This window comes from Algihabitans albus (assembly GCF_003572205.1).
Classification (GTDB): Bacteria; Pseudomonadota; Alphaproteobacteria; order Kiloniellales; family DSM-21159; genus Algihabitans; species Algihabitans albus.
This window is the reverse complement of sequence record NZ_QXNY01000005.1, coordinates 410620-433394: the sequence shown is the minus strand read 5'-3', so window position 1 is coordinate 433394 and position 22775 is coordinate 410620. Positions and strand designations below refer to the sequence as shown.

The window sequence follows — 22775 nt, the reverse complement described above, 5'->3', positions numbered from 1 at the left end:
CGATCGGTACAGGCAAGCAAGGCCCCCGCCCCGCAAGGCCTTCAGGAACCAAATCATCGCTTAGTCAGTTAAACCAACATGCCCTCGAAGCAGGGTGACCCCTTTCCCGAAACATTCGGAGTGTATCGATGGATCTGATCCGTATTGTGATCGCGATCTTGCTTCCCCCCTTGGGCGTGTTCCTGCAGGTTGGCATTGGCAAGCATTTCTGGATCAACATTCTTCTGACCCTGTTGGGCTACATTCCCGGCATCGTCCACGCCGTCTGGGTCATTGCAAAGAAGTGAGACTCTAACGTGAGACTGCCGCGGGAGAAGGAACCGGATCAAACCGAAAGACTGGCGCGTCTGGCCGACTGGATGGACAGCCGGTTCCGCATTCCCGGGACGAACATTCGCTTCGGGCTGGATGCGATCGTGGGGCTTGTGCCCGGCATCGGAGACGGCGTATCTCTGATTCCTGCCGCCTACATAGTCGGACAGGCAGCTCGTCTAGGGATACCGAAGACAGTTCTTGTCCGGATGATCTTCAACATCGCGCTCGATAGCCTGCTCGGCAGCATTCCCCTGATCGGCGACCTGTTCGACGTTGGCTTCAAAGCCAACCGAAATAACATCGATCTGCTGCGCCGAAGCCTGGCTGACGCCAGCTACACGAACGCGACGGAAAAGGCTGAGAATCGCAGCCCGTCATGCGACAGTCTCTCTTGAAGCTCCAAGTCGATACACCATTGGTGTATTTCGACATAGATCTCTAGCAGCCTACTCTTCAGCGGAAAATTGGAGACTGGCGCCGGAGAGACCTAAGAAGGCGTGGAGATTGGCAAGCCTGCGATCGCTGGTTCCGTAGATTCCAGGAGAGTTACGGTCGTCTTTTGTCGAGATGGGGGCGAACGACAAAAAGCGGCCCTCGACGGGCCGCTTTTTTCGAGCGTTTTTGTTTTCCGGTGTTTTGGTTGCGGGGGCGCGCAACCGACGACATCAGCAAGGTCTTTTCCAATCTGCGGCATGAATATACAAAACGATCCAACAGCACCTCTTGGTCATCACTCGAGCAATGGTGTCGATCGCTATTGAACCGCCCCACGATCAGCGTTCAATCTCTATGTGGAGATCAAATATTGCATGGCAAGCAATTCTCCATTCGATCCAAGTTCGATTAAAGACTGAGGGTCCTAGCACCACCTCCAACGAACAGTGTGCGGCTTAGCCGCGCACGCAAATTCGCCGCCTGATCGTAGGCGCATCGAGAGGCTACGGAGGAGTGTGTGATGAAAAATCGCGTTTTTCGAAAGCTGGTGGAGTGGTATGCCGCGAGACGAGTTGCTAGGCCTCGAACGATTCTGGGTCTCTCGGTAGCCTTGGCCCTGTCGCTTGGAGCGGCATCGGCGTCCCATGCGGCACAACTCGAGGTTCTTGACCCAATCGTACTGCCTGCCGGCTTCCTCTATCCAAATGGCATTGCCCAGGCGCCGGATGGGGCCCTGCTCGTTGGGTCGGTGGTCAGTGGACAGATCGTCAAAATCAACGGCGGGAACATCGGACGCTTCGATGTAGACGATCCGTCTGTCTTTGCGAGCACGACCCTACGCTTCGGCCAGAATGCCCGCCGTTTGTGGGGCGCTTCCCCGGACTTTCTTGGGATCGAACAGCCCGACGGCAGAAGCCAGCGGCGCGCGCATCGCATCTTTGCTCGCGACGCTGACACGGGCACCGTCGATCTTGTGCTGATGATGCCGGACGCAGGCTTCGGCAACGACATGGCTCTCGGCGCAGACGGTTCTCTCTTTATAACCGACACGAGCGTGCCGCGCATCCTGACGCTTCCGGCCGGCGCCAACCGTCTATCTATTCTTGTCACAGACCAGCGCCTTTCGTCGGATGGCAAAGGAATTGATGGTGTCGGAGCGGCGGGGATCGCCGTTGCGTCCGACGGGAGCACCCTCCTCGTCGGGATCTATGGCTCGGGCGCCATCTTCGTCATCGAGAAACCGAAGGCCGACGGCACACAGATGCGCCGTCTCGAACTGCAGCGGCCGCTTGAGAATCCAGATGGCTTCGCCGTCGACCGGAACGGCGACCTATTGCTGGTCGAGGGCGGAGTGGCCAGTGGAAACGGCAAGTTGACCCGAATCGTCGATCCTCTGGCCGAAGGCCCGCGCCCAGTGGAAACACTGGCCGAGGACCTTGATATGCCGGTCAATCTGCTGATCGACGCGGCCGATCCCGCACTTATCTACGTGACCGAGTCAGGACTCGGCCACCGGTTCACAGAGCGCCGCCGCTCAGACGTCCCGCCGGAAACGTTCTATGTGCGGCGTTACCGTCTAGATTGATTTGGTTGGACAAACCCCATTCGAGAAGTTCGCAACCAGGAAATCGACGAATGTCCGGATCTTGCACGGTACATACTCCGAGGCTGCATAGACAACGTAGATTCCGGTGTCCGGGATCCGCCAATCATCCAGAACTGAGACGAGGCGTCCGTCGTTCAACCCGGCTCCGCTGATGAAATCCGCTAGCAGCGCGATCCCCTCTCCGGCAAGCGCCGCATCACAGAGCGCCAGCGCATCGTTGGAGCGCAGCACCGGTGTAATCGGGACGCGCGCCACTTCTTTGTCTCGCTGAAGAGTCCAAGTCTCGCCGCCGCGCAGGTGCGAGAAATGCAGGGTTTGGTGCGCCCGCAGATCTTGCGGAGCGTTCAACGCCGGGGCCGAGGCGAGATAGGCCGGCGCGGCCACCAGGCGCCTGAGGTTCGGCGCCAGAAGGCGCGCTATCAGTCCAGAGTCCTCAAGCTGGCCGATCCGTATCGCGACGTCAACGCGAGTTTCAATCACATCGACGATTTGGTCGGTGTAGGTCAAATCGACTCGGAGATCGGGGTTTTCCTGAAGGAAGCTCGGCAAGACGCCGGACAGATGCAGGCGACCAAAGCTTGCCGGCGCTGAGATCCTCAATAGTCCGGTCGGCCGCTCCCCAAGGGAACTGGTGCTGGCGTCGGCCTCCGCGATGGCGGAGAGGATTTCTTCGCTCTGTCGCCAGTAAAGCATTCCGGCATCGGTCAGCGCGACGCGCCGGGTGCTCCGCACGAACAGCGCGACACCAAGACGGTCCTCGAGGCGCTGGATACGCCGGCCAAGCGCCGAGGGTGTCAATTCCAGCTCTCGCGCCGCGGCGGCAAAGTTTAGCCGCCGGGCGCTCTCTACAAAGGCCCGCATCAGAGCTATGCGATCGTTGTCCATCTGGGTCAGCATCTTGGTAGACATGGGATAGAGATAGTTGCGCGGTGCGCAATTGAGCAGGGCTTCGCAGGACAATTATAGTTTGGCGCGCGCCCATCCATCTCTTCGATTGATCACGAAACACCGGGAAGGAAAATAGAGATGGGATTGTTGCGCGGGAAGGCCGGCGCCGTTATCGGCGCGAGCTCGGGCATCGGAGAGGCAGCTGCGAAGCTGTTCGTGGAGGACGGCGCCAAGGTGTCGGTGGTCGCTCGTCGAAAGGGCAAGCTAGACGACCTGGTTAGGGCCATCCGCGATCGGGGCGGCGAGGCGGTCGCCATCGCGGCCGATGTGACAGTGGCGGCGGATCACGCCCGCATTGTCGAAGAGACGGCGTCGGCTTTCGGCAGGTTCGACTTCGCGTTCAACAACGCTGGGACCATCGGCAATTTCGCACCAATGCTCGAACAGTCGGAAGGTGACTGGGACCGCACCATAGATACCAACCTCAAGGCGGTGTGGATGGCGGTGCAGGCCCAAGCCCAGCATATGGCGAGGAATGGCGGCGGCGCCATCGTTAACACGTCTTCTTGGCTAGCCGTAGGCGCACTGCCAGGCTCAACGGTCTATTCCGCCAGCAAGGCTGGAATGGACGGATTCCTGCGAGCAGCGGCTCTGGAGCTGGCGACACATGGGATCCGGATCAACAACATCAATCCGGGCGGCATCGACACAGAGATGACCCGAGACGCTTTCCAGCACGACGCTGAGGTGCTCAAGGCCTTCGCTGCGACTCATCCAATTGGACGTATGGGGACTCCCCGGGAAACAGCCCAGCTTGCCACCTTCCTACTGTCCGACCGAGCGTCGAACATTACAGGACAGGCGATGCTGGTCGATGGCGGCTATGCGATTGCCGGACAGCGCGGATGACCTACCAAAGCAAGAGATTGGCTGAGTCGAACTGCCCGCGCTGAAGCCGGGGTTCGACCGAAGACATCCGTCATGCGCCGCAGCGGTGCTTATAGTCCAAACGAAATCCTCTCCCACACCCGACAACGCCGATCGAAACGAGTACGTCGAATCCGCCGGGCGTAGATGCTGTGTTCCGGTAAATTCGAAGCGTGTGTCTCCTTCAGTGTTCGCCTCTCGCTGCTGGGCAAGTTGGGGAGCGGGCCAGTTTCCCGGCGCGACTTTTTTCGTCCGGCTGTCCAAAGCACTTCCGAGAGCGATAGGGACTGACGCCGAACCGCTCTGAAAACGCGCGTCGTAATTCGGCTTTCGAGAATCCAGCTCGAGGTCTGCCCCCGCCGGCGACCGTGAGACAGATTGGGGTGTTTAGCTAACCGTCTGCCGCTGGCGGATGACTGCTTTCCGATTGATAGGCCGGCATTCATGCTAAGGATTTTGGATGACCGTCTTGAGCGTCCCCCATTGAAGTGGTCCATCCTGAGGTATGGCTTTGAGGAGCCTGACGAGGAGGGCTGCGATGCCGAGAAAGAGGCGCAAAGCTGAAGAGATAGTGGCGAAGTTACGACAGGTGGATGTGCTGACAGCCCAGGATATGCCGGTGGCCGATGCGATCCGTCAGATCGGCGTGACGGAAGTCACCTACTATCGCTGGCGCAAGGAGCACGGCGGGCTGAAGAGCGATCAGATCCGTCGGATCAAGGATCTGGAGCAGGAGAACGCGCGACTGCGACGGGCGATCTCCGACCTGACGCTGGACAAGCTCATCCTGCAGGAGGCGGCACGGGGAGACTTCTGAGCCCTTCGCGTCGGCGGGCGTGCGTGGAGCACGTCCGCTGTGTTCTGGATCTGCCGGAGCGGCGCGTGTGCCGTGTGCTCGAGCAGCATCGCTCTACGCAGCGCAAAATCCCTCAAGGCCGAGAAGACGAGGCGCGACTGAGCGCGGACATCATCGAGCTGGCACGCCAGTACAGACGCTACGGCTATCGCCGGATCGCCGAATTGCTGCGCCAGGCCGGCTGGCTGATGAACGACAAGCGGGTCGAGCGGATGAGGGGCCCCGAATTCGCTGCCAAAGCGGTCCAGGAGTGGATCCATGGGGTGAGAGCCAGCACCGCATGTATCGCCCCGGGAAGGCCATGGGAGAATGGCTATATCGAGAGCTTCAACCCCCGAATGCGCGACGAACTCCTCGACGGCGAGATCTTCTACACGCTCCGCGAGGCCCGCACCGTGATCGAGAGCTGGCGTCGCCACTTTAACGGCGTGCGCCCGCACAGCTCAATCGGCTACCAGGCTCCGGCTCCCGAGACGACGGTGTTCCTGCCACCCGCCTGGCCGGCTCCGCTCGTAGGGGCGGCTCCGCCCGCCAGGCTACCGCCGGTGCAAAGACCAACCCTTCACTAACATTGCTACTGGACCACCTCGTGGAGGCCGCTCACCGACACGTGTGACGCGCCCTAACGGTTACCAACAAACAATTAGTTACAATGGCCGCAGTCTGGTCGATCGTGTGACTGACAGCCATGACAGAGAACTCAACTTCGAATACTTTAACGTAAGCCCGATATTATCGAAACTTGTTGATCCAGACGGAAACGAGACTCTCTATCGTTACGAATCCAACCCGCCTGTACCCAGAAGGATCGCGGTAGAGGGCACAAATACCGACACGATCAGCGGCGTTTCGGCCAGCGCAAAGAGGAAGGCTACGAGGAACATCCAGTCTCGGCGGGTTGAGACGAAGTCCAGGATGACGGTGATCATGGCGATGTATGCGGCGAGAGGGGATGCTATCCTGCTTTGGCGCAGGACTGAAAAGTGTGTCTCGCCCGGGCACAGATCGCGCGGACCTCTTTTCTATGGCGTTACTCGTAGCGTCGCTCGAACGCGATGATAGTGCCGTCGGCGCGGGTCAGACTGCGGGCGTAGATTTCGCGGGGAAGCACAAAGTCGTCGTCGACGAACCCGCTAACTGTCACGGTCTCGCCGACATCGGCGGGCACCCAGTTGGGGCCGACATATATGCGGATGCTGCCGGTTGCGTCGGCAAGACGGAACTCGTCCTCATCCGTGATCCGCTCGACCGTGCCCTGCACTGTCACCATGGTGCCGCGCTGCGTGTCAGCGATGGCGGTGATGCGGTCGGCAAGGGCGGGAGGTGCGACAAGCGTCGCAAGTAGGGCGGCGACAGGGGCGTATTTCATGGGTTTACTCCTTTCAATTTCGACTTGTTGGCTGTCGCCGGATCAATCAAGCGCCACGATCAGCAGCACGACAATGGCGACGGCACCGATGGCCAGCCAGGCTTTCGGCAGGCGCACCTCGATTTCGCCGGATAGCCAGGAGGCGGCTTTCTTCACATTCACTTTTTCAACGTCGGACATGGGGGTCTCCATCATTTGTCGAATCGACCATCGACCCGATGATCACGGTATCGCAGACCTGTCTGACGGCAGTCTGACGGGATCTCACGAGGCGGCAAGGTAGGTCAGCGTGATCTCGCAACCGCCTCCTTCGGGGCTGATGGCATCGACCGTTCCGCCCTGCGCCTTCTGTAACCGCTCCACGATGGCCAGGCCGAGACCTGCGCCGCCGGAGGGCGCATCTGGGCCGCGCCAGAACGGTTCAAAAACGCGGTGCGGCTCGCCTGAGGGCAGGCCCGGACCGTGATCCCGCACCCGTATGATGGGGCCGAGACCGACGCTGATCGTTACCGGAGAGACGACCGCATGTAGCACGGCGTTTTCCACCAGATTGGTCAGCGCAAGCTCCACGCCTTCGGCATTGGCACGAACCATGACAGGGGTATCGGGCACCGTCAGGATCAGCTCAATGCCGTTGGAATAGGCCAGCGGCGCACTTACGGTCGTCACGGCGCGGGCTACGTCCCGCAGGTCCAATGGCTCGGCTTCCGCCACGTCCAAAGTGTCGCTGCGTGCGGCAGCGAGCACCTGCTGCACGGTGCGCGACAGGGCGGTGAGGTCGGCGCGCAGCTTCTCAGTCGCCTCCCCCGGCGGCAGCGCATCGAGTCGTGCGACCAGCACCGCGACGGGGGTGCGAAGGGCATGGGCCGCCTCTGCCGCGCGGCGCTTTTCTGCTGTAAGCGACGCGGTCAGGCGGTCGAGCGCGCGCTCAACCGCCTCGATCAGATCGGCGGTCTCCCCCGAGGCGCGCATGGGCGGCGGATCGGGGACGGTCGCCCCCGGCTCTACGCCGCGTGCCCACGCGGCTGCCTCGGCCACAGGGGCCAGACCGCGCCGGATCAGCAGCGCGCTGGCGGTAATCAGGACCAGTGCCATGGGCAGAATCGGCAGCCAAACGTGCCGCCGCAATTCAGCGAAGAACGCACGGCGCATCAGATTGGCTGGATCGTCTGCCATGACGAACACCGCGCGCAACCCATCGCTGCGTCCGGCAAACTCATGCCCGCCCACCAGCAAGCGGCCCTGCGGTGTATTCATCCGGGTAATCCAGTCGTCGGCGTAGATTGCAACGGCGGCAGGCGGGATCAGTGCGCGATTCATCGTGTTCCCCACTGTGCCAGTGCGGTCTACCAGCGCGAATCCGTAGGCCGTCGGATGGTTGCGGTAGATGTCCCGCACGGGGGCATCGGCGGGTAGGTTCACATCCTCGATCGCCGCGCCCAACCGCTCCATTGCATCGGCCACGACCTGCGTCTCCAACTCGCGCGTGTCGGATCCGTAATAGAGTCCCACGAGTCCCACGTTAAGCACGACGACGGCGCTGGCGATCAGGATCAGACGGCGGGTCAGGATCTGTGCCAACGACCAGCGCGCGGGTGCCATTCGAAGGCTCATTCCGACATCTCGCGGGGCAGCATCCAGCCAATGCCACGCACGGTCACGATGGGCAGCGGGCAACCGGCGGCCTCAAGGCTGCGGCGCAAGCGTGAGACAGCGGCGTCAAGCGCGTTCGGACTGACCTGATCGTCTATCCCGTAAAGGGCTTCTTCCAGAACGGCGCGGGCAGACACGCGCCCGGCGTTGCGCATCAGATGTTCCAAAACGCTCACTTCACGGCGGCCGAGCGTCACCGGGTGGCCCCCAACGCTGACATTCCGCGTTGCCGTGTCCAGACTCAACGGACCCAGCGTAATTATGGTGCCCGACCTGTCGCCGGGGCGGCGCAGCACTGCGCGGCAACGGGCGACCAGTTCGGGCATCTCAACGGGTTTGATGACATAATCGTCGGCCCCGCCGTCCAACCCCGCCAGACGGTCGGCCAAGTGATCCCGCGCGGTCAGCACGATCACCGGCACGCGTCCCTCCTGCCGCAAATGTGGCAAGAGCGTCAGTCCGTCCCCGTCAGGCAGCCCCAGATCAAGCAGAACAAGCGCATAGTCCGCGACCGTCGCCAGATCCCGCGCGTCCGCAGAAGTCGCTGCATGGTCTACCGCAAAGCCTGCTCGTGCCAATGCATCGCAAACGGCTTCTGCCAAAGCAGGGTGGTCTTCCACGAGAAGGACACGCATTCAAGTTCGAATTCCTCCTTGCCTTTAAGATATTGCATCATGAGAACTTGCCATAACAGGTCAATGCAGTCACTGCGCGGCATCTCGGGAGCCACCAACCGCGCCCAGGCGTCTATTCCGCCGCGCAGGTTCCGGGCGTTGTCGCAGCCGTCCTCGCGGAGGAGAGCGGTCACCATGCCGCTGCGCACACCGTGATGACAGAGCACAACGAGCGGGTGCGCACGAGGCAGGCTGTCTATCTGTTCCGGCACAGACCCCATGGGAATCCACAGGCTGTCCGCGAGGGCGCAGATCGCCATTTCCTCGGGCTCGCGGAGGTCGAGCACCGTATGGGCGATCCTCGCGGCACGCATCTCCGCCAGAGCTTGAACGTCGATTTCGTGGGGTGTAATTTTCAGTCTCCTGTTCAGCGCGCCGCGCCCTTCAGGCTCCGAGCGGCTTTCCTATGCCTCTCTCGCGTCCCAAAACAGGCTGTCGGGAGGATCCGCCTCTCGCGGGCCAAGCTGCGGATCGTGGCGGAACAGGGTCGCGCAGTAGGGGCAGAGAATGCTGTCCGCCGCGCCCATCTCGAGATAGATGTGCGGGTGGTCCTGGGGCGCCGACGCGCCGGCGCACTTGAACTCTTTGACGCCGATGCGGATTTCGCCAACGCCGCGATCGTTCTTGAACTTGGCATAGTTGTCAGCCCCCATGGCGCCTCGCCAGCTCGTTCTCGATGATCGCGATCTCCGTGAGTTGGTGCTCCATCGAACGCTCCGTCAGCATGCCGCTGTCGATCAGCTCCTGGAGTTCTCCGCGCTTTGTCTCCAGCTCGACCGTCGTGAATCTGGCCCAAGCGTTGGACTCGTTCATCGGTGGGCCACCCCTTTGAGTCGAGGACGGCAGAGGAGCACGACTATCATCACAGATCCGCCACGAGATCGAGCAGGCTTGGGCGGTCTTTTGCCGCTCGCGGTTCGGGGAGCCGCAGGGGGTCCTCCTCGAGTGTGCCGTCAGGCTTTACGACGACCCGCCAGATCTTTGCCCGGTAAAAGAAGGTGAGACGGGTGCGCCCCACATCCTCGCCCACACCGGTTTCGGCAATGCTGGTCACCAGACCTTTCGTCATCTTGTCCTTGAGCCGCTCGGCAGAAAGGCCGAGTTTCGGCGCCAGCAGGCCAGCCTCGATCGTGATCTGACCCTCGCTCACGACGACTTGTTTCGAAGGAAGCTGGCTCATCGCTCCGTGCCGCCGACGCCGTAGGTTCTCGGTGACCCGGAGTGGCCAGACGCAAAGTTGATGCAGAGCTGGTCCAGCTCCTCGTTCATGAGGGGTTGATTCAAGAACCCGCATGCATGGGCAGACACTCCTTCCGGAAGGCAGCCGCCGTCTTGGAAATGCACGCAGTTTTCGCAGGTGCCGAAAAGAGGCTTCTCCGTCTCCACTGCAACCCGGCTCAGCAGGCGTCGGAGTGTATGGGAAAGCGTGCCACGAACGCCGGGGGGTAAGGCGTCCGTGGCACGGACCAAGGCTTCGATAGGATCGTTTGCGATTATGGCCCTGGTCTTGTCCGTTGGGTCCAGTCGCACACTGCGGCCATCGGTTTCGGACCGGGTTTGCTTGAGGAAACCCTGGGAGACCAGACCTTTGATCGCCTGCGAGGCCGTACCGCGCGTCGTGCCGTGAAACGCCGCGAAGGCCGACGGCGTGCGCGAAAAGCGATTGGCCCGCGTGAAATACCTCAAGATGGCCCACTGGCCCGTCGTGAGCCCCGCGACAAGGCCGTCGCCCGGGGCAATGCGCCCCAGATGCAGGATCAGTTCGGCGATGACGCGACCGTCCAATTCGACCTCCTGTTCCCGGTCCGCTAGACGCAACTGCATAGTAGCGTTTCGAAACTATGTTGACAAGTGAATAATTTCGAATCGATACTATCTGCGTTGGGTCTCAGACGCACTGGGACCCCGTCTGATGGAGGGACGCCGGGATGCAGATCAGCGGCAGCGCCTATATGAGCGTCGAGACCTTGGTGCGCTTGGCGGCGCAGGGCGCGGACAAGCCCTGCACAACGCAAGGTCTTGCAGAAAGCATCAATCGGTCCGTGTCCTACACGGAATCCCTTATGGCGCGATTGCGCGGCGCCGGGCTCGTTGTGTCACGGCATGGACGGGGCGGTGGCTATGTCCTTGCCAAGCCCGCCCAGCGGATCACTGTCGCGGAGATCTTTCGGGCCGTCGATGAACCCACGAACTTTGCGAGCCGTCCGGCGACTGCGCGCGGGCTGGCAGCCGCGCGGATCCCCGACCTCCAGGCAGCCGACCACCCTTGGGAGGCGCTCAAGAGCCGTGTCCTCTCGTTCCTGAATGACATCTCGCTTGCCGATCTCGCGCTGCGGCCGGCCGAGGCGATCGGAAAGGACGACAACGAGCGCGCTGACATGCGATGGGGCTAAGACATTCACTTCTCGCCCCTCCATACCCTACCGATAGAACCGGCGGCGGTTCGCAGGATCCACTCCCCGGATCCACGGACCGCCGCCCGATGTCGCCGATCAGAAATCGGTTTCCGTGACAAACCGCGTTTGCAGGAAGGCATCAAGACCCTCAATGCCGCCTTCGGAGCCGTAACCACTGTCGAGAACGCCGCCGAAAGGTGTCTCCGGACTCGATACCAGAAGCGAGTTGATCGCGAGCAGTCCGGAGGCGACGTCATTGGTCAGGGCAACCGACGTCTTACGGTTCGAGGTGAAGGCATAGGCGGACAACCCGAAGGGCAGTCGGTTCGCCTCCTCGACCGCATCGTTCAAGGTTGAGAAACGCGAGATCGGTGCCAGCGGGCCAAAGGGCTCGTCGTTCATAATCGCCGCCGTGGCTGGAACCTCGCCGAGAACGGTTGGAGCGTAGAAGCTGCCCTGGTTGCCGATCCGCGCGCCACCGGCCATCAGCGTTGCGCCCTGGTCGACCGCGTCCTGCACCAGACGGTCCATGACTTCAAGCCGGCGGGAGGCGACCAACGGCCCCATGGTGACGCCATCTTCCAGACCGTTGCCGACCTCGATCTTGGCGACCTCTTCGAGAAACACCTCGGTGAACGTGTCGTAGGCGCTGTCTTGCACCAGAAATCGCGTCGGCGAGATGCAAACCTGTCCGGCGTTGCGAAACTTGCCGCCCGCGGCAATGCGGGCCGCCTTGGAGATGTCAGCATCGTCGAACACCATCACTGGCGCGTGGCCGCCGAGTTCCATCGTACAGTGCTTGAGCGTAGCGGCAGCCAACTTTTGCAGATGCTTCCCGACAGCGACGCTGCCGGTAAACGACAGCTTGCGCGGGATCGGCGAGGCCAGAAGATGTTCCGACACCTCTGCCGGCACGCCGAAGACGATGTTCAGAACCCCGGCGGGCAGGCCCGCATCGGTCAGCGCGCGGCCGATCGCGACCGCCGTCGCGGGCGTTTCCTCACTCGGTTTGATGATCAGCGAACAGCCCGCGCCGAGTGCCCCGGCGACTTTGCGCATGACGTTCACCGCCGGAAAGTTCCAGGCGACGAAGGCGAGCGCGGGACCGACCGGCTCCTTGAACGCAATCTGCCTGACGCCCGGGATGCGCGCGGGAATCTGACGGCCGTAGGCTCGCTTGCCCTCTTCGGCGTACCAGCGGAGGATGTTGATTGCGAACTCCAGCTCCTGGCGAGCTTCGCCGACCGGCTTGCCCATTTCCATGGTCAGGTTGCGCGCAATCCTCTCAAAGCGCTCTTCGAGCAAGCGAGCGGCGGCTTCCATTACCTTCTGCCGCTCCGCCGGCGGCGTCCTGCGCCAGATCGCAAAGCCGGTTCCGCTCGCTGCCAGAGCCGCATCAAGATCCGCCGTGGAGGCATGAGGGACCTGTCCGATCACCTCCTCCGTTGCCGGGTTGAGAACCGGCTCCGATACGCCCTCGCTCCCGGCGCGCCATTCGCCATCGATCAGCAGCTGCAAGTTTTCGTAAGTCATGAGGTCTCCTGAGCATCAGTTGATGTGTCGTCCGGCGTCCGCGAGGATCAGCGGGGCCGCCTTCTGCGCCACCATCAGAGTGGCGGCGTTGATGTTGCCCGAAGGGATCAGGGGCATGACCGAGGCATCGACCACACGTAGCCGTTCGACCCCATTGACCCGCAGGGCAGGGTCGGTCGGAGCATCCGCGTCCGAACCCATTCGGCAGGTGCCACAGGGATGAAACACGGTCCCCGCGCGTGCGCGGATCGCATCGAGGATTTGGGCGTCGTCGTGCGCCGAGCCGCCGGGAATGACTTCAGTCTCGAGCAAGTTGCGGAAGGGGGCAGCGGCATGGATCTCGCGCAGCATACGCACCCCCTCGATAAGGGTACGGCGATCGACTTCTTCCGACAGATAGTTCGGACGGATTTCGGGCGCCTCCGTGGCCTCGTCCGAGCGGATATCGACTCGGCCGCGAGACGCCGGATGACATTGCCATACGGTCGAGCTGAAGCCTGGAAAACGGTGCAAGGGCTCGCCTACCCGATCCGCCGAGAGCGGCATCACGATCATCTGCACATCGGGCCGTCCGGGGTCGGCCAGCGACGTGCAGGCCGCCCCGCCCACCTGACCTGCCCCGATGGTCAAGGGCCCGCGCCCGCGCAGCAGCCAGTCCAACCCCGCTCCCGCCAGCCATAGCGGATTGCGAGTCTGCCGGTTGAGAGAGCGGCGGTCGCGCATACGCAGGATCATTCGCATCTGGTAGTGATCCTGCAGATTGCCGCCCACTGCAGCGCGGTCTAGCCGTACCGGAACGCCGGCGCGACGCAAGGCCGCTTGAGGTCCTATTCCCGAAAGCTGCAGAAGCTGCGGCGACTGCACAGCGCCCGCGCTCAGGATCACCTCGGCCCGGGCGGCCGCACGGCGCACCTGCCCGTCCCGGGTCCATTCCACCCCGGTCGCACGGCCCTTCTTCAGGATGACCCGGCTCACGAAAGCGCCGGTTTCAACCGTCAGGTTCGGGCGGTTTAGCACGGGATGCAGGAAGGCTCGCGCCGCGCTCATACGAAATCGGCGATCGAGGGTCAGCTGATAGCCCCCGACCCCGCGCGTGCTGCCCGCATTGAAGTCGGGGTTGAAGGGATGCCCGCAGGCTTGGGCCGACTCGATCCAGGCGCGGCACATCGGATGATCGTGACGCAGACGGCTGACCCGCAGTTCGCCATGCGCGCCGCGCGCCTGGCTCTCTTCCGGACCATCGAAACACTCAATCTCGCGAAAGGCGGGAAGCACGTCGCGCGCCGACCAGCCGGTCGCTCCCATCCGTTCCCAATCGTCGAAGGTCGCCGGTTCGCCGCGTACGAACACGAGTCCGTTGATCGAACTGGACCCGCCCAGCACGCGTCCGCGCGGCCAAACCACGCGACGCCCGCCAGTCCCTTCCTCGGGTTCGGTCTCAAAAAGACGCGAAAACCTTGGATCCAAAACGGTGCGGAAATAGCCAACCGGCAACCGCAACCAGACATTGGAATCACGGCCGCCCGCTTCGAGAAGAAGCACCCGGCAATCGGGATCGACCGACAGCCGGTTGGCCAAGACACAGCCCGCCGACCCTGCGCCGACGATCACGTAGTCATATCCGGTCTCACTCATTCCGCCCTCCTTCGGCGCGCGCATCAGTCGCGGTAGCCGAACCATTCCGGCAATGTCAGGCTAAGCTCCGGAACTGCCACACAGATGAGCAGCGCGGCCAACAGCGCAGCCAGAAACGGCAAGCTCTCGCGCGTAACGCGCTCAGGCCGCGCGCCCGCGATCGCCGACGAGAGATAGATCAGATAGCCGACCGGCGGCGTGCAGAGCCCGATCATCAAGGTCAGTATGAGCACGAGCCCGAAATGAACCGGATCGACGCCGACCTCCATCGCCGCCGGCAGGAACACTGGCACCATGATGATCAAGGCCGCCAGCGGATCCATCAGCGTTCCGACGATCAGACCCGCCAGCGTGATTATCAACAGCACCACCAGTGGATTGGAGCTGATCGAAAACAGCGCCTCCGCCATCTGTTTGTTGATCTGCTGATCGGCGACGATCCAGGCAAAGAAACTCGATGCACCGAGGATCACCAGCACGGTCGCCGCCCCCCAGGCCGCCTTCAGCAGCGACTGACAGACCAGTCGCAGCGTCAGCTCGCGGTAAATCAGCCGCCCGACAAGCAACGCATAGAAGACCGCAACCGCTCCGGCCTCGGTCGCGGTGATGACTCCGCCCAGAATACCCCCGACTATGATCAGCGGCATTCCCAGTGCCGCGCTGGCGTGAGCAAAACTCAGAGCAATGGTGCGCAGGGGCGCAGGCGCCGTTCGCTCGTAAACCCGCCGACGGCTGATCAGATACACTGTCAGCATGAGACAGAGCGCAATCAGTAGGCCAGGGACGATACCTGCCACGAACAGCTCGCCGATGGACTGCTCGGCGAGGACGGCGAAGATGATGACTGGCACGCTGGGCGGGATGATCGGCCCGACGATCGACGAGGTTTGCGTGACCGCGGCCGCGAAGGCAGGCGGATAGCCGCGCTTGACCATCGACGGTATCATTACGGTGCCCACAGCCGCCGTATCCGCGATCGCCGAGCCGGAGATGCCGGAAAACAGCACGCTCGAGACGATGTTGACCTGCCCGAGACCACCGCGAATGTGGCCCACCAGATTCCCGGCGAGATCGACGATGCGCCGGGTGATACCGCCGCTGTTCATCAACTCGCCCGCGAGAAAGAAGAACAAGATCGCCAGCAACACCGAGCTGTCGATCCCGCCGACGAACACCTGCGTGACCACCTCGAGCGGAACGCCCGGGCGGGTGACAAGCACTGCCGCCGTCGCCGCCGCCAGAATGGCGAACACCAACGGAACGCCGATCAAGGCCAAGAACGCCAGTCCACCGATCAATATGGCAACGGTCATCGGGTGCGCTCCGCTACCGACAGGCGGTCAACGACGGGGAGCGGCCGGGTGACGGTCGGACCCGGCATCGACAGGCCCCGCTGGATCGATCATCTCTCCATTCCCGCCGTCGACTGCACGCGCAATAGAGGCCAGGGCCCAGAGCGCACTCCCGACAGCGACGGCCAGGAACAGAAGCCCTGGCGAGAGCGGTAGACCTGAATAGGTGTCGTTGCGCAAAAGGGTCCAGATCGACAGGCCGCCGTAGAACAGAAGCCCGAGACAGCCAAGAGAGACCGCCAACACAACCCAGTCGGCCGCCCGCCGCAGGGTGACCGGCAAGGCATCGGTCAGGATCGTGATGCGCATGTGCCCGACCTTGGCGGCAGCGAGCATGATCAGCCAGACATGCAGCAGACGAACCAGTTCGCTGCTCCAGATCAAGGACGAACCCAACACGTAGCGCGAGAACACCTGTGCCAGAGTGATAGAGACGATCACCACCAGCAAACTACCGACGGCGATGTCGAGGGCGCGTTCAAACCCCTGGATCACCCTGGCGAAAGGTGTTCTGGCCCGACTCATCGATCTTAGGCCCCGGCGCCGGCTCAGCGTGCGGCGTCGATACGGTCGAGAAGCTCCGAACCGAACTGTTCGACATAGGCCGCGCGCGTCGCCTCCATGACAACGGCACGGAACGCCTCTCGATCGGGGTTCTCGTTCACTTCGAGCCCGTCATCGCGCATCGCCTGGAGGCTCGCGGCTTCCCGTTCCGCGATCAGGTCGCGCTCCTTCTGTCCGGCCATCCGACCGACCTCCAGCAACAGGGCCTGATGTTCGTCGCTCAAGGCCGAAAAGCGGCCCTCGTTCATCACCAGGAAGGCTGCGGTATAGGCATGGCGAGTCAGACTCATATGCTTCTGAACTTCATGAAACCGCATGGCATGTATCAGCACGATGGGATTTTCCTGCCCATCGACGGCCCCCGTCTCGAGCGCGAGATAAACCTCGCTGAAGCTCATCGGCGTCGGGCTTGCGCCGAGGGCTTCAAAGGCCGCCACATGCGCTGGGTTCGGCGTGGTACGGATACTCAACCCCTGCAGATCCTCGGGTGAATGGATCGGGCCGCGGCTGTTGGTGATGTTACGGAAACCGATTTCCCAGTTACCGAGTACCTGCATGCCGTTGTTCCCGAACAGCGCATGCAGGTCCGCGCCGATGTCGCCATCGAGCACGCGATAGGCATGTTCGCGCGATACGAACAGATAAGGCAGATCGAGCGCATTCAGCTCCGGTGCCATGCCGGTGAAGAAGGTGTTTCCGATCACGGCCATGTCGATGGTGCCGAGACGGACGCCACGCACCTGGGTCGGATCGTCGCCAAGCTCGTGAGCGGGGTGCAACGACACTTTGATTTCCCCATTGCTGCGTGTCTCGACCTCTTCGGCGAAGATCTCGGCAGCGGCATGGGTCGTGCTGCCGGTCGATGCATAATGCGCCAGTCGTAAAGTGATCTCAGCCTGTGCAACGCTCGCAAACAACAGGGCGGACGCCGCCACACTGGCAATCATGGAAAGAGATTTAGCTTGTCGGATCGTCGGCACTGGTTCCTCCCGAAAGATCGTTTTTCTTTGAGCTGAGCTGCGAACAGCCGCCCAGATCTCGCAGACACCCGGCGGGTGCTCGACCTGGTTGTTCCCAGGCTCACTTCACAGTCTGCAAATATATACAAATGTGTACGATTGAATTCTATTGGTCAAGCACGATGGATTCCACGGCTATACGTATGCCTGTGCAGCCCTCAGAGACCTGAATCGTTCGCGCTCGTCATCAAAATCGGCACCTGTCGCGCAGCCATCGGCCGGAATCGGCTTGGTGGGCGCAACAGGTCGTCCGATACGCCGATTCCAGCGAGCCTTCCCGCCGCAGAGACCTTGTCCTGGGTGCGCCAGATCACGCGAACAAGGGTTCCGGCACAGGGCCGCTCATGCCTCAACGCGGCGGCAACACACTGCACTTCCTTATTTTTATACGATTGCACATCTATGAATACTGTTGCATACAGATAGCTTGATATCGCTTCAATCGTGTTCAATCATGCTGGTGCGCAACGGGTGACGGCGAAAAAGAACGGCAAGGTCCAGCAAGGCCACTACGATGTCGTGATTCTAGGCGGCGGGAATGCCGCGCTCTGCGCCGCGATTACCGCGGCGCGGCTCGGCAGCAGCGTGATCATTCTCGAGGCTGCGCCGAAGGACTGGCGCGGCGGCAATTCGCGGCACACCCGCAACCTTCGCCTGGCACACGACGAATCGAACGAGGTCCTGACGGCGCCCTACACGGTGGAGGAGTTCTACAGCGATCTCATGCGTGTGACCGACGGCGAGACAGACGAGGATCTGGCGCGCTTCACGTTGGAGCAGTCGAGCGAGCTGTGGGATTGGCTCCTGGAACAAGGCGTACGCTTTCAGCCGTCACTGGGGGGGACGCTGCAGTTGTCGCATACCAATGCGTTCTTCCTCGGCGGAGGAAAGGCGTTGATGAATGCCATGTATCGCACCGCTGAAGCGATGGGTGTGGAGGTTCGCTACGACACGGAAGTCGTCGATCTTGGCTTCGACGACGGCCACTTCACCCAGGCCACCGTCCGGCTGGCCGACGGATCGCAAGAGATCATCGCGGGTCAATCGTTAGTCGCAGCTGCCGGCGGGTTCGAAGCCAATATCGAATGGTTGCGAGAGTACTGGGGCGACGCTGCCGACAACTTCATCGTCCGCGGCACGCCTTACAATCGCGGCGGTGTCCTGCGTCTCATGCTCGACAACGGCATGATGGCGGTCGGCGACCCCAAACAATGTCACGCCGTGGCGCTGGATGCGCGCGCGCCAAAGTTCGACGGCGGCATCGTGACCCGGCTCGACTGCGTATCGCTCGGGATCGTGGTCAATGCCGATGGCGACCGGTTCTATGACGAAGGCGAAGATTTCTGGCCGAAACGCTATGCCATTTGGGGACGTCTCATCGCGCATCAACCCGATCAGATCGCCCACGTCATCATCGACGAAAAGGCCCAAGGCCTGTTCATGCCATCGGTCTTCAAGCCGGTGACGAGCGACACGATCGCAGGCATCGCGACCCAACTCGACCTCGATCCAGCCAAACTGGAAGACACGGTCGCAACCTACAATGCAGCCGTGGTGCCCGGCACCTTCGACACCCAACGTCTCGACGATTGTCGGACCGAGCAGCTCGACCCGCCGAAAACCCACTGGGCGCGCCGAATCGATACCCCGCCGTTCTACGGCTATTCACTGCGTCCCGGCATCACCTTCACCTACCTTGGCGTGCGCGTGAACCGCAACGCCCAAGTGCTGATGGCCGACGGCCGCCCGACATCCAACGTCTTTGCAGCCGGCGAGATCATGGCAGGCAATGTCTTGGGCAAGGGATACCTGGCCGGCATCGGAATGACCATCGGTGCCGTATTCGGACGCATCGCCGGCAGGGAGGCCGCACGTCGTGCTCGAAACTGAGACCACCAAGGAGGCCGAACGCCTGATGACCATCTGCAATGCCTGCCGGTATTGCGAAGGCATCTGCGCGGTGTTCCCGGCGATGGAAATACGCAGCAACTTCGCCACAGGCGACCTCAGCTATCTCGCCAATCTCTGCCACAACTGCGGCGCCTGCTTTCACGACTGCCAGTATGCGCCGCCGCACGAGTTCGGCGTCAATGTTCCCAAGACCTTCGCGAAACTGCGCCGCGAGAGCTACGAGGCCTATACCTGGCCGGCTTTTCTGGGGCCGCTGTTTCGCAGCAACGGCGTCGCGGTCTGTCTCCTGTCCGGGCTCGGGTTCGTACTCATTCTCGGGATCACACTGTTGATGAACGAGCCCGCAGCCCTGTTTCAGGCGCATACCGATGCCGGTTCGTTCTATGCCATCATGCCGCACAACGTGATGGCGACACTGTTCGGCAGCGTGTTCCTCTTCGCGATCTTCGCAATCATCATGGGGGTTCGGAATTTCTGGCGGGCCACCGGTGAGAACGAAACCCCTCTTGCGGATCCGCCGAGCCTGACGCAGGCGCTGCACGACACCTTCACCTTGAAGTATCTCGACGGCGGCGGCGGCGGTTGTTCAACGGGAACGGACCAGCCTTCACCCTGGCGAAAGCGGTTTCATCACGCGACCTTCTATGGCTTTCTCCTGTGCTTCGCCGCGACGACGACCGGCACGATCTATCACTATGTCTTCGACTGGGTGGCACCCTACGGCTACTTCTCGCTTCCGAACATCTTCGGCACAGTGGGGGGCATCGGCCTCCTGGTCGGACCGGCCGGTCTCTGGTGGATCAAGCGCAAGATGAACGAGGAGATGGCCGAACTGTCCAATCGCGGCATGGATATGGGCTTTCTCGCACTCCTGTTCCTCACGTCCCTGACCGGACTTCTGCTCATGATTCTGCGTGAAACACCAGCCATGGGTACACTGCTGATTATCCATCTTGGCGTGGTTATGGGTTTGTTTCTCGCCTTTCCCTACGGAAAGTTCGTCCACGGCATCTACAGGTTTGCTGCACTGATTCGCTATGCCATGGAGCGCCGCCGCGACCTTAAGCACGCGCCTGCCGAGTAGATTTCCGGGAACCGCCCGACGGAGACAGCGGTTAGACCACGGTCAGCACTAGTCGCGCTCGCGCATCAGCATGTTAAGCCGTTTGCGCTGGGCAGCACCGATATGCGCTTCCGCCGCCTTGTAGGCCGCGTCCTTATCGCCCGCTCGGATCGCGGCGACGATCTTTTCGTGCTCGGCAATCGCCTCGTCGCGCCGCCCTTGGAAACTCAGCGTCGTATTTCCAAGTAGGATCATAGCGTTATCGAGCGCGCGCAGGCTGTCCAAAAGATAGCGATTGTGCGCGGAATGATGCAGAGCCTGGTGAAACTTCCGGTTCACGTGGGCCGCGTTCTCCGGATCGTCCGGAGGCAACGACCGCTCCATCTCGATAATGTCTTCCAGCAAGTCGATTTCCGGCTCGGTCGCCTGCGCCGCTGCAGACCGTGCCGCCGTACCCTCCAGCACCTTCCGCATTTCGTAGAGCTCGACAACGGATTGGTAGTCGAGCCGCGTGACGATCAGGCCCTGGCGCGCCGACTGCGTCAAAAGCCCCTCCGCCTGAAGACGATAAATCGCTTCGCGCACAGGAGTTCGACTGACCGACAGCCATTCCGCCAGTTGGTTTTCAACCAGCCTCTGGCCCGGTTTCAGCTTGCCTTCCGCGATAGCGTCGCGGACGCGCTGATACGCATTGTCTCCAAGGGCATCCCCGCCCGGCACGATCGGATTGGAGCCGTGGGCTTCCGAACTGGCGACATCACGCAACCTGGGCTTCGAGCTTTTAGGCATGGCATCTCCGAAGGATCGGGCTCACACAGCTACTGATTGCATCGTGAGCGCCCGAACATATCCATCGCGATAAGATAGCCGAAGGTTATGGCCGGTCCAAGCGTGATCCCAGGCGCCGGGTAGGCGCCCTGCATCACCGAGCGCATATCGGCACCGCAGGCATAGAGCCCGGCGATCATGCGGCCGTTCCGGTCGCGCACGCGCCCGACTTCGTCGGTATCCAGGCCGGCAGCGGCGCCAAGGTCGCCGGGCAGCACCTTCACCGCATAGAAGGGCGGCTTGCGAAGGGGCGCGACACAGGGATTGGGTTGGATCGAGGCATCCCCGAGAAACCGCTGATAAACGTTGCCACCACGTCCGAAGTCAGGGTCGCCGCCGGCGTCCGCCCCGCGATTGTAGTGCGCGACAGTCTCAACCAGCGCGCCCTTCGGCAGCGACAGACAAGCCTCCAGGTCACCGAGAGTCTCGCCCCGATGCAGATACCCTTGGGACAGAAAGGACCGCAGGCGACGTGTCATCGGCTTGACGGCGCCGAGACCGTAAAGCCAGAGAAACCGGGAGTCGCATAGCAGCCAAGCCCCACCATCGTCGGGCGTCGCCGCATTGCCGTTTGCGAGCATGGCTTTGACGAACTCATGATAGCTGACCGCCTCGTTGGTAAAGCGCTTGCCCTCGCCGTCGACGGCGATCAAGCCGGGTTTCGACCGGTCCGTCACCGTGTGGGGATAAACGGCCTCGGACCCATTCGCCCGGCGGTACCGAGACACTGGCGCCCAGAAGGCGTTGCCTTCCTCAGCGTTCAGGAAGAGGCCCCCGACCCGCTCCGCAAGATCGGCACCGTCTCCGGTCGCACCGTGGGCAGTGGCCGAGTTGTCGGCCAACGCAGGTGGCAGCAGGCTCTGCCGCCGCTTGGGATCTTGCGAGAAGCCGCCGGTCGCCAAGACAACGCCCTGCCGACCTTCGAGCCGTGACCCATCCGCCAGGACAACGCCGTCGACCGTTCCAGCGGCATTGCAGGTCAGGTCGCGGACTCGCGTCGCCACCTTGAAGGTGACGCCGGCGGCTTGGCATGCATAGACCAAGCGTCCCACCAGAGCATTGCCGAGAACGAGGCTCGTACCGCGACCGTGCCTCAGCTTTTCACGAAGATGGCGCAACAGCAGGCCAGTAACGGTCGCAAAGGATCTGGCGGATCGGAACACACTGCGAAACTTTGGAATATCCGTTCGAGCGACCATCATGTCTCCGAATAGGGCGAACTCCGGCAGGGGGCGCCGCAGCAGCGCCAGCGTACCCCGAAGACACGAAGCGTCGAAGGGTTGCGGCTCCAACACACGGCCGGCCTTCGTCGCACCGGGCGCGTCCGGATAGTAGTCGGGATAGACGGGAACGGGCCGCAGTTGAACGACAGTCCGTTCATTGAGATAGTCGACAGCCTCGGGCGCGGCGGTCACAAAGGCCTTAAGCCGCGCTGCATCCGAGATATCGGGCAATATGGCGGCGAGATAGGACCAGACCGCGTCAGCGGTATCTTCCGTATGGCCTACCGCCCGCGCAGCACCGCTCAGCGGTGCCCAGACCATGCCACCCGACCAGGCCGTCGTGCCGCCAAGCTTGGCGTCTTTCTCGACAAGGCAGACCGACAGTCCCTCGGTCGCGGCCACCAGCGCGGCGGTCAAGCCTGCGGCGCCGGACCCCAAGACAACAACATCGAACCCTTCGGGTGCCGACACCCTCTCCCTCCCCGTCTCATCGCGCGCCCTTTCGCCACACCGTTCGGGGTCGAACCG

General features: G+C 62.2%; 25 protein-coding genes and 1 pseudogene. 8 read left to right on the top strand and 18 right to left on the bottom strand.

Features of this window, described 5'->3' with window-relative positions; translation table 11 throughout:
* Positions 1 to 128 precede the first annotated feature (128 nt).
* From DBZ32_RS16065 to DBZ32_RS16055, 3 genes are all read left to right on the top strand, one after another.
* Positions 129 to 287 carry a YqaE/Pmp3 family membrane protein gene (locus DBZ32_RS16065; RefSeq protein WP_119168190.1) on the top strand — a complete coding sequence of 53 codons (159 nt, stop codon included), beginning with the start codon at positions 129 to 131 and terminating at the stop codon, positions 285 to 287.
* A gap of 9 nt (positions 288 to 296) precedes the next feature.
* Positions 297 to 710: a DUF4112 domain-containing protein gene (locus tag DBZ32_RS16060; protein ID WP_268877949.1), complete on the top strand. Its 414-nt coding sequence runs from the start codon at positions 297 to 299 to the stop codon at positions 708 to 710.
* Positions 711 to 1270: 560 nt separating this feature from the next.
* A complete protein-coding gene (locus DBZ32_RS16055; protein WP_162906795.1) occupies positions 1271 to 2335 on the top strand; it encodes a Vgb family protein in 1065 nt (354 codons plus the stop codon).
* On the opposite strand, the gene DBZ32_RS16050 is transcribed toward DBZ32_RS16055, so the two are convergent.
* Entirely contained in the window at positions 2327 to 3217 is an 891-nt protein-coding gene (locus DBZ32_RS16050; RefSeq protein WP_407923503.1) for a LysR family transcriptional regulator, read from the bottom strand. The two genes, DBZ32_RS16055 and DBZ32_RS16050, sit on opposite strands and share 9 nt — an antisense overlap.
* A 165-nt stretch (positions 3218 to 3382) precedes the next feature.
* On the opposite strand from DBZ32_RS16050, the gene DBZ32_RS16045 reads away from it, so the two are divergent.
* Together DBZ32_RS16045 and DBZ32_RS16040 are read left to right on the top strand one after the other, a co-directional pair.
* Positions 3383 to 4153, top strand: a complete 771-nt coding sequence (locus tag DBZ32_RS16045) for an SDR family NAD(P)-dependent oxidoreductase (protein WP_119168188.1) — start codon at positions 3383 to 3385, stop codon at positions 4151 to 4153.
* Between the two features lie 556 nt (positions 4154 to 4709).
* Positions 4710 to 5596, top strand: a pseudogene (locus DBZ32_RS16040) (integrase core domain-containing protein).
* Between the two features lie 207 nt (positions 5597 to 5803).
* Here the strand turns inward: DBZ32_RS16040 and DBZ32_RS22155 are convergent.
* The 10 genes from DBZ32_RS22155 to DBZ32_RS16005 form a co-directional block, all read right to left on the bottom strand.
* A complete protein-coding gene (locus tag DBZ32_RS22155) occupies positions 5804 to 5956 on the bottom strand; it encodes a hypothetical protein (protein ID WP_162906794.1) in 153 nt (50 codons plus the stop codon).
* Between the two features lie 101 nt (positions 5957 to 6057).
* Positions 6058 to 6396, bottom strand: a complete 339-nt coding sequence (locus DBZ32_RS16035; RefSeq protein ID WP_119168187.1) for a NirD/YgiW/YdeI family stress tolerance protein — start codon at positions 6394 to 6396, stop codon at positions 6058 to 6060.
* 42 nt (positions 6397 to 6438) lie between these two features.
* Positions 6439 to 6576 carry a hypothetical protein gene (locus tag DBZ32_RS22150; protein WP_162906793.1) on the bottom strand — a complete coding sequence of 46 codons (138 nt, stop codon included), beginning with the start codon at positions 6574 to 6576 and terminating at the stop codon, positions 6439 to 6441.
* An 84-nt stretch (positions 6577 to 6660) separates the two neighbouring features.
* On the bottom strand, positions 6661 to 7998 hold the full coding sequence (locus DBZ32_RS16030; RefSeq protein ID WP_119168186.1) for a sensor histidine kinase: 1338 nt from the start codon (positions 7996 to 7998) through the stop codon (positions 6661 to 6663).
* Positions 7999 to 8006: 8 nt separating this feature from the next.
* A complete protein-coding gene (locus DBZ32_RS16025; RefSeq protein WP_119168185.1) occupies positions 8007 to 8684 on the bottom strand; it encodes a response regulator transcription factor in 678 nt (225 codons plus the stop codon).
* Entirely contained in the window at positions 8603 to 9037 is a 435-nt protein-coding gene (locus tag DBZ32_RS16020) for a rhodanese-like domain-containing protein (protein ID WP_208539256.1), read from the bottom strand. The genes DBZ32_RS16025 and DBZ32_RS16020 overlap by 82 nt, the downstream gene beginning before the upstream one ends.
* Positions 9038 to 9127: 90 nt before the next feature.
* Positions 9128 to 9376, bottom strand: a complete 249-nt coding sequence (locus DBZ32_RS16015; protein WP_119168183.1) for a zinc-finger domain-containing protein — start codon at positions 9374 to 9376, stop codon at positions 9128 to 9130.
* Positions 9366 to 9536 carry a hypothetical protein gene (locus DBZ32_RS22145; RefSeq protein ID WP_162906792.1) on the bottom strand — a complete coding sequence of 57 codons (171 nt, stop codon included), beginning with the start codon at positions 9534 to 9536 and terminating at the stop codon, positions 9366 to 9368. Before DBZ32_RS22145 ends, DBZ32_RS16015 begins: the two co-directional genes overlap by 11 nt.
* A 49-nt stretch (positions 9537 to 9585) precedes the next feature.
* Complete coding sequence (locus DBZ32_RS16010) at positions 9586 to 9903, bottom strand: DUF6522 family protein (RefSeq protein ID WP_119168182.1); 318 nt, start codon at positions 9901 to 9903, stop codon at positions 9586 to 9588.
* The gene (locus tag DBZ32_RS16005; RefSeq protein ID WP_119168181.1) at positions 9900 to 10547 is read right to left on the bottom strand and encodes a MarR family winged helix-turn-helix transcriptional regulator; all 648 of its coding nucleotides are present in this window, start codon (positions 10545 to 10547) and stop codon (positions 9900 to 9902) included. Before DBZ32_RS16005 ends, DBZ32_RS16010 begins: the two co-directional genes overlap by 4 nt.
* Positions 10548 to 10651: 104 nt before the next feature.
* Between DBZ32_RS16005 and DBZ32_RS16000 the strand changes: the two genes are divergently transcribed.
* Positions 10652 to 11116, top strand: a complete 465-nt coding sequence (locus DBZ32_RS16000) for an RrF2 family transcriptional regulator (protein ID WP_119168180.1) — start codon at positions 10652 to 10654, stop codon at positions 11114 to 11116.
* A 99-nt stretch (positions 11117 to 11215) separates the two neighbouring features.
* Here the strand turns inward: DBZ32_RS16000 and DBZ32_RS15995 are convergent, their stop codons facing one another.
* The 5 genes from DBZ32_RS15995 to DBZ32_RS15975 are packed head-to-tail and all read right to left on the bottom strand — an operon-like array spanning position 11216 to position 17150.
* Positions 11216 to 12652 carry an NAD-dependent succinate-semialdehyde dehydrogenase gene (locus tag DBZ32_RS15995; protein ID WP_119168179.1) on the bottom strand — a complete coding sequence of 479 codons (1437 nt, stop codon included), beginning with the start codon at positions 12650 to 12652 and terminating at the stop codon, positions 11216 to 11218.
* Positions 12653 to 12667: 15 nt separating this feature from the next.
* On the bottom strand, positions 12668 to 14287 hold the full coding sequence (locus DBZ32_RS15990) for a GMC family oxidoreductase (protein WP_119168395.1): 1620 nt from the start codon (positions 14285 to 14287) through the stop codon (positions 12668 to 12670).
* Between the two features lie 23 nt (positions 14288 to 14310).
* On the bottom strand, positions 14311 to 15600 hold the full coding sequence (locus DBZ32_RS15985) for a TRAP transporter large permease (RefSeq protein WP_119168178.1): 1290 nt from the start codon (positions 15598 to 15600) through the stop codon (positions 14311 to 14313).
* Positions 15601 to 15627: 27 nt separating this feature from the next.
* Positions 15628 to 16164, bottom strand: a complete 537-nt coding sequence (locus tag DBZ32_RS15980) for a TRAP transporter small permease (protein WP_119168177.1) — start codon at positions 16162 to 16164, stop codon at positions 15628 to 15630.
* A gap of 23 nt (positions 16165 to 16187) precedes the next feature.
* Positions 16188 to 17150 (bottom strand): TRAP transporter substrate-binding protein, encoded by a 963-nt coding sequence (locus tag DBZ32_RS15975; protein WP_119168176.1) that lies wholly within the window; start codon positions 17148 to 17150, stop codon positions 16188 to 16190.
* Positions 17151 to 17693: 543 nt separating this feature from the next.
* Between DBZ32_RS15975 and tcuA the strand changes: the two genes are divergently transcribed.
* Both tcuA and tcuB read left to right on the top strand, forming a co-directional pair.
* Entirely contained in the window at positions 17694 to 19112 is a 1419-nt protein-coding gene (gene tcuA, locus DBZ32_RS15970) for an FAD-dependent tricarballylate dehydrogenase TcuA (RefSeq protein WP_119168394.1), read from the top strand.
* Positions 19099 to 20217, top strand: a complete 1119-nt coding sequence (tcuB, locus tag DBZ32_RS15965) for a tricarballylate utilization 4Fe-4S protein TcuB (RefSeq protein WP_119168175.1) — start codon at positions 19099 to 19101, stop codon at positions 20215 to 20217. The genes tcuA and tcuB overlap by 14 nt, the downstream gene beginning before the upstream one ends.
* A gap of 48 nt (positions 20218 to 20265) precedes the next feature.
* On the opposite strand, the gene DBZ32_RS15960 is transcribed toward tcuB, so the two are convergent.
* Together DBZ32_RS15960 and DBZ32_RS15955 are read right to left on the bottom strand one after the other, a co-directional pair.
* Positions 20266 to 20985, bottom strand: coding sequence for a GntR family transcriptional regulator (locus DBZ32_RS15960; RefSeq protein ID WP_119168174.1), 720 nt, complete (start codon positions 20983 to 20985; stop codon positions 20266 to 20268).
* A gap of 29 nt (positions 20986 to 21014) precedes the next feature.
* Complete coding sequence (locus DBZ32_RS15955; RefSeq protein WP_119168173.1) at positions 21015 to 22718, bottom strand: FAD-dependent oxidoreductase; 1704 nt, start codon at positions 22716 to 22718, stop codon at positions 21015 to 21017.
* Positions 22719 to 22775 lie beyond the last annotated feature (57 nt).

Coding starts and splice junctions, on each gene's coding strand:
- DBZ32_RS16065 (WP_119168190.1), top strand. CDS start 129: ATGGATCTGATCCGTATTGTGATCGCGATCTTGCTTCCCCCCTTGGGC.
- DBZ32_RS16055 (WP_162906795.1), top strand. CDS start 1,271: ATGAAAAATCGCGTTTTTCGAAAGCTGGTGGAGTGGTATGCCGCGAGA.
- DBZ32_RS16050 (WP_407923503.1), bottom strand. CDS start 3,217: ATGCGGGCCTTTGTAGAGAGCGCCCGGCGGCTAAACTTTGCCGCCGCG.
- DBZ32_RS16045 (WP_119168188.1), top strand. CDS start 3,383: ATGGGATTGTTGCGCGGGAAGGCCGGCGCCGTTATCGGCGCGAGCTCG.
- DBZ32_RS22155 (WP_162906794.1), bottom strand. CDS start 5,956: ATGATCACCGTCATCCTGGACTTCGTCTCAACCCGCCGAGACTGGATG.
- DBZ32_RS16035 (WP_119168187.1), bottom strand. CDS start 6,396: ATGAAATACGCCCCTGTCGCCGCCCTACTTGCGACGCTTGTCGCACCT.
- DBZ32_RS22150 (WP_162906793.1), bottom strand. CDS start 6,576: ATGTCCGACGTTGAAAAAGTGAATGTGAAGAAAGCCGCCTCCTGGCTA.
- DBZ32_RS16030 (WP_119168186.1), bottom strand. CDS start 7,998: ATGGCACCCGCGCGCTGGTCGTTGGCACAGATCCTGACCCGCCGTCTG.
- DBZ32_RS16025 (WP_119168185.1), bottom strand. CDS start 8,684: ATGCGTGTCCTTCTCGTGGAAGACCACCCTGCTTTGGCAGAAGCCGTT.
- DBZ32_RS16020 (WP_208539256.1), bottom strand. CDS start 9,037: ATGCGTGCCGCGAGGATCGCCCATACGGTGCTCGACCTCCGCGAGCCC.
- DBZ32_RS16015 (WP_119168183.1), bottom strand. CDS start 9,376: ATGGGGGCTGACAACTATGCCAAGTTCAAGAACGATCGCGGCGTTGGC.
- DBZ32_RS22145 (WP_162906792.1), bottom strand. CDS start 9,536: ATGAACGAGTCCAACGCTTGGGCCAGATTCACGACGGTCGAGCTGGAG.
- DBZ32_RS16010 (WP_119168182.1), bottom strand. CDS start 9,903: ATGAGCCAGCTTCCTTCGAAACAAGTCGTCGTGAGCGAGGGTCAGATC.
- DBZ32_RS16005 (WP_119168181.1), bottom strand. CDS start 10,547: ATGCAGTTGCGTCTAGCGGACCGGGAACAGGAGGTCGAATTGGACGGT.
- DBZ32_RS16000 (WP_119168180.1), top strand. CDS start 10,652: ATGCAGATCAGCGGCAGCGCCTATATGAGCGTCGAGACCTTGGTGCGC.
- DBZ32_RS15995 (WP_119168179.1), bottom strand. CDS start 12,652: ATGACTTACGAAAACTTGCAGCTGCTGATCGATGGCGAATGGCGCGCC.
- DBZ32_RS15990 (WP_119168395.1), bottom strand. CDS start 14,287: ATGAGTGAGACCGGATATGACTACGTGATCGTCGGCGCAGGGTCGGCG.
- DBZ32_RS15985 (WP_119168178.1), bottom strand. CDS start 15,600: ATGACCGTTGCCATATTGATCGGTGGACTGGCGTTCTTGGCCTTGATC.
- DBZ32_RS15980 (WP_119168177.1), bottom strand. CDS start 16,164: ATGAGTCGGGCCAGAACACCTTTCGCCAGGGTGATCCAGGGGTTTGAA.
- DBZ32_RS15975 (WP_119168176.1), bottom strand. CDS start 17,150: ATGATTGCCAGTGTGGCGGCGTCCGCCCTGTTGTTTGCGAGCGTTGCA.
- DBZ32_RS15960 (WP_119168174.1), bottom strand. CDS start 20,985: ATGCCTAAAAGCTCGAAGCCCAGGTTGCGTGATGTCGCCAGTTCGGAA.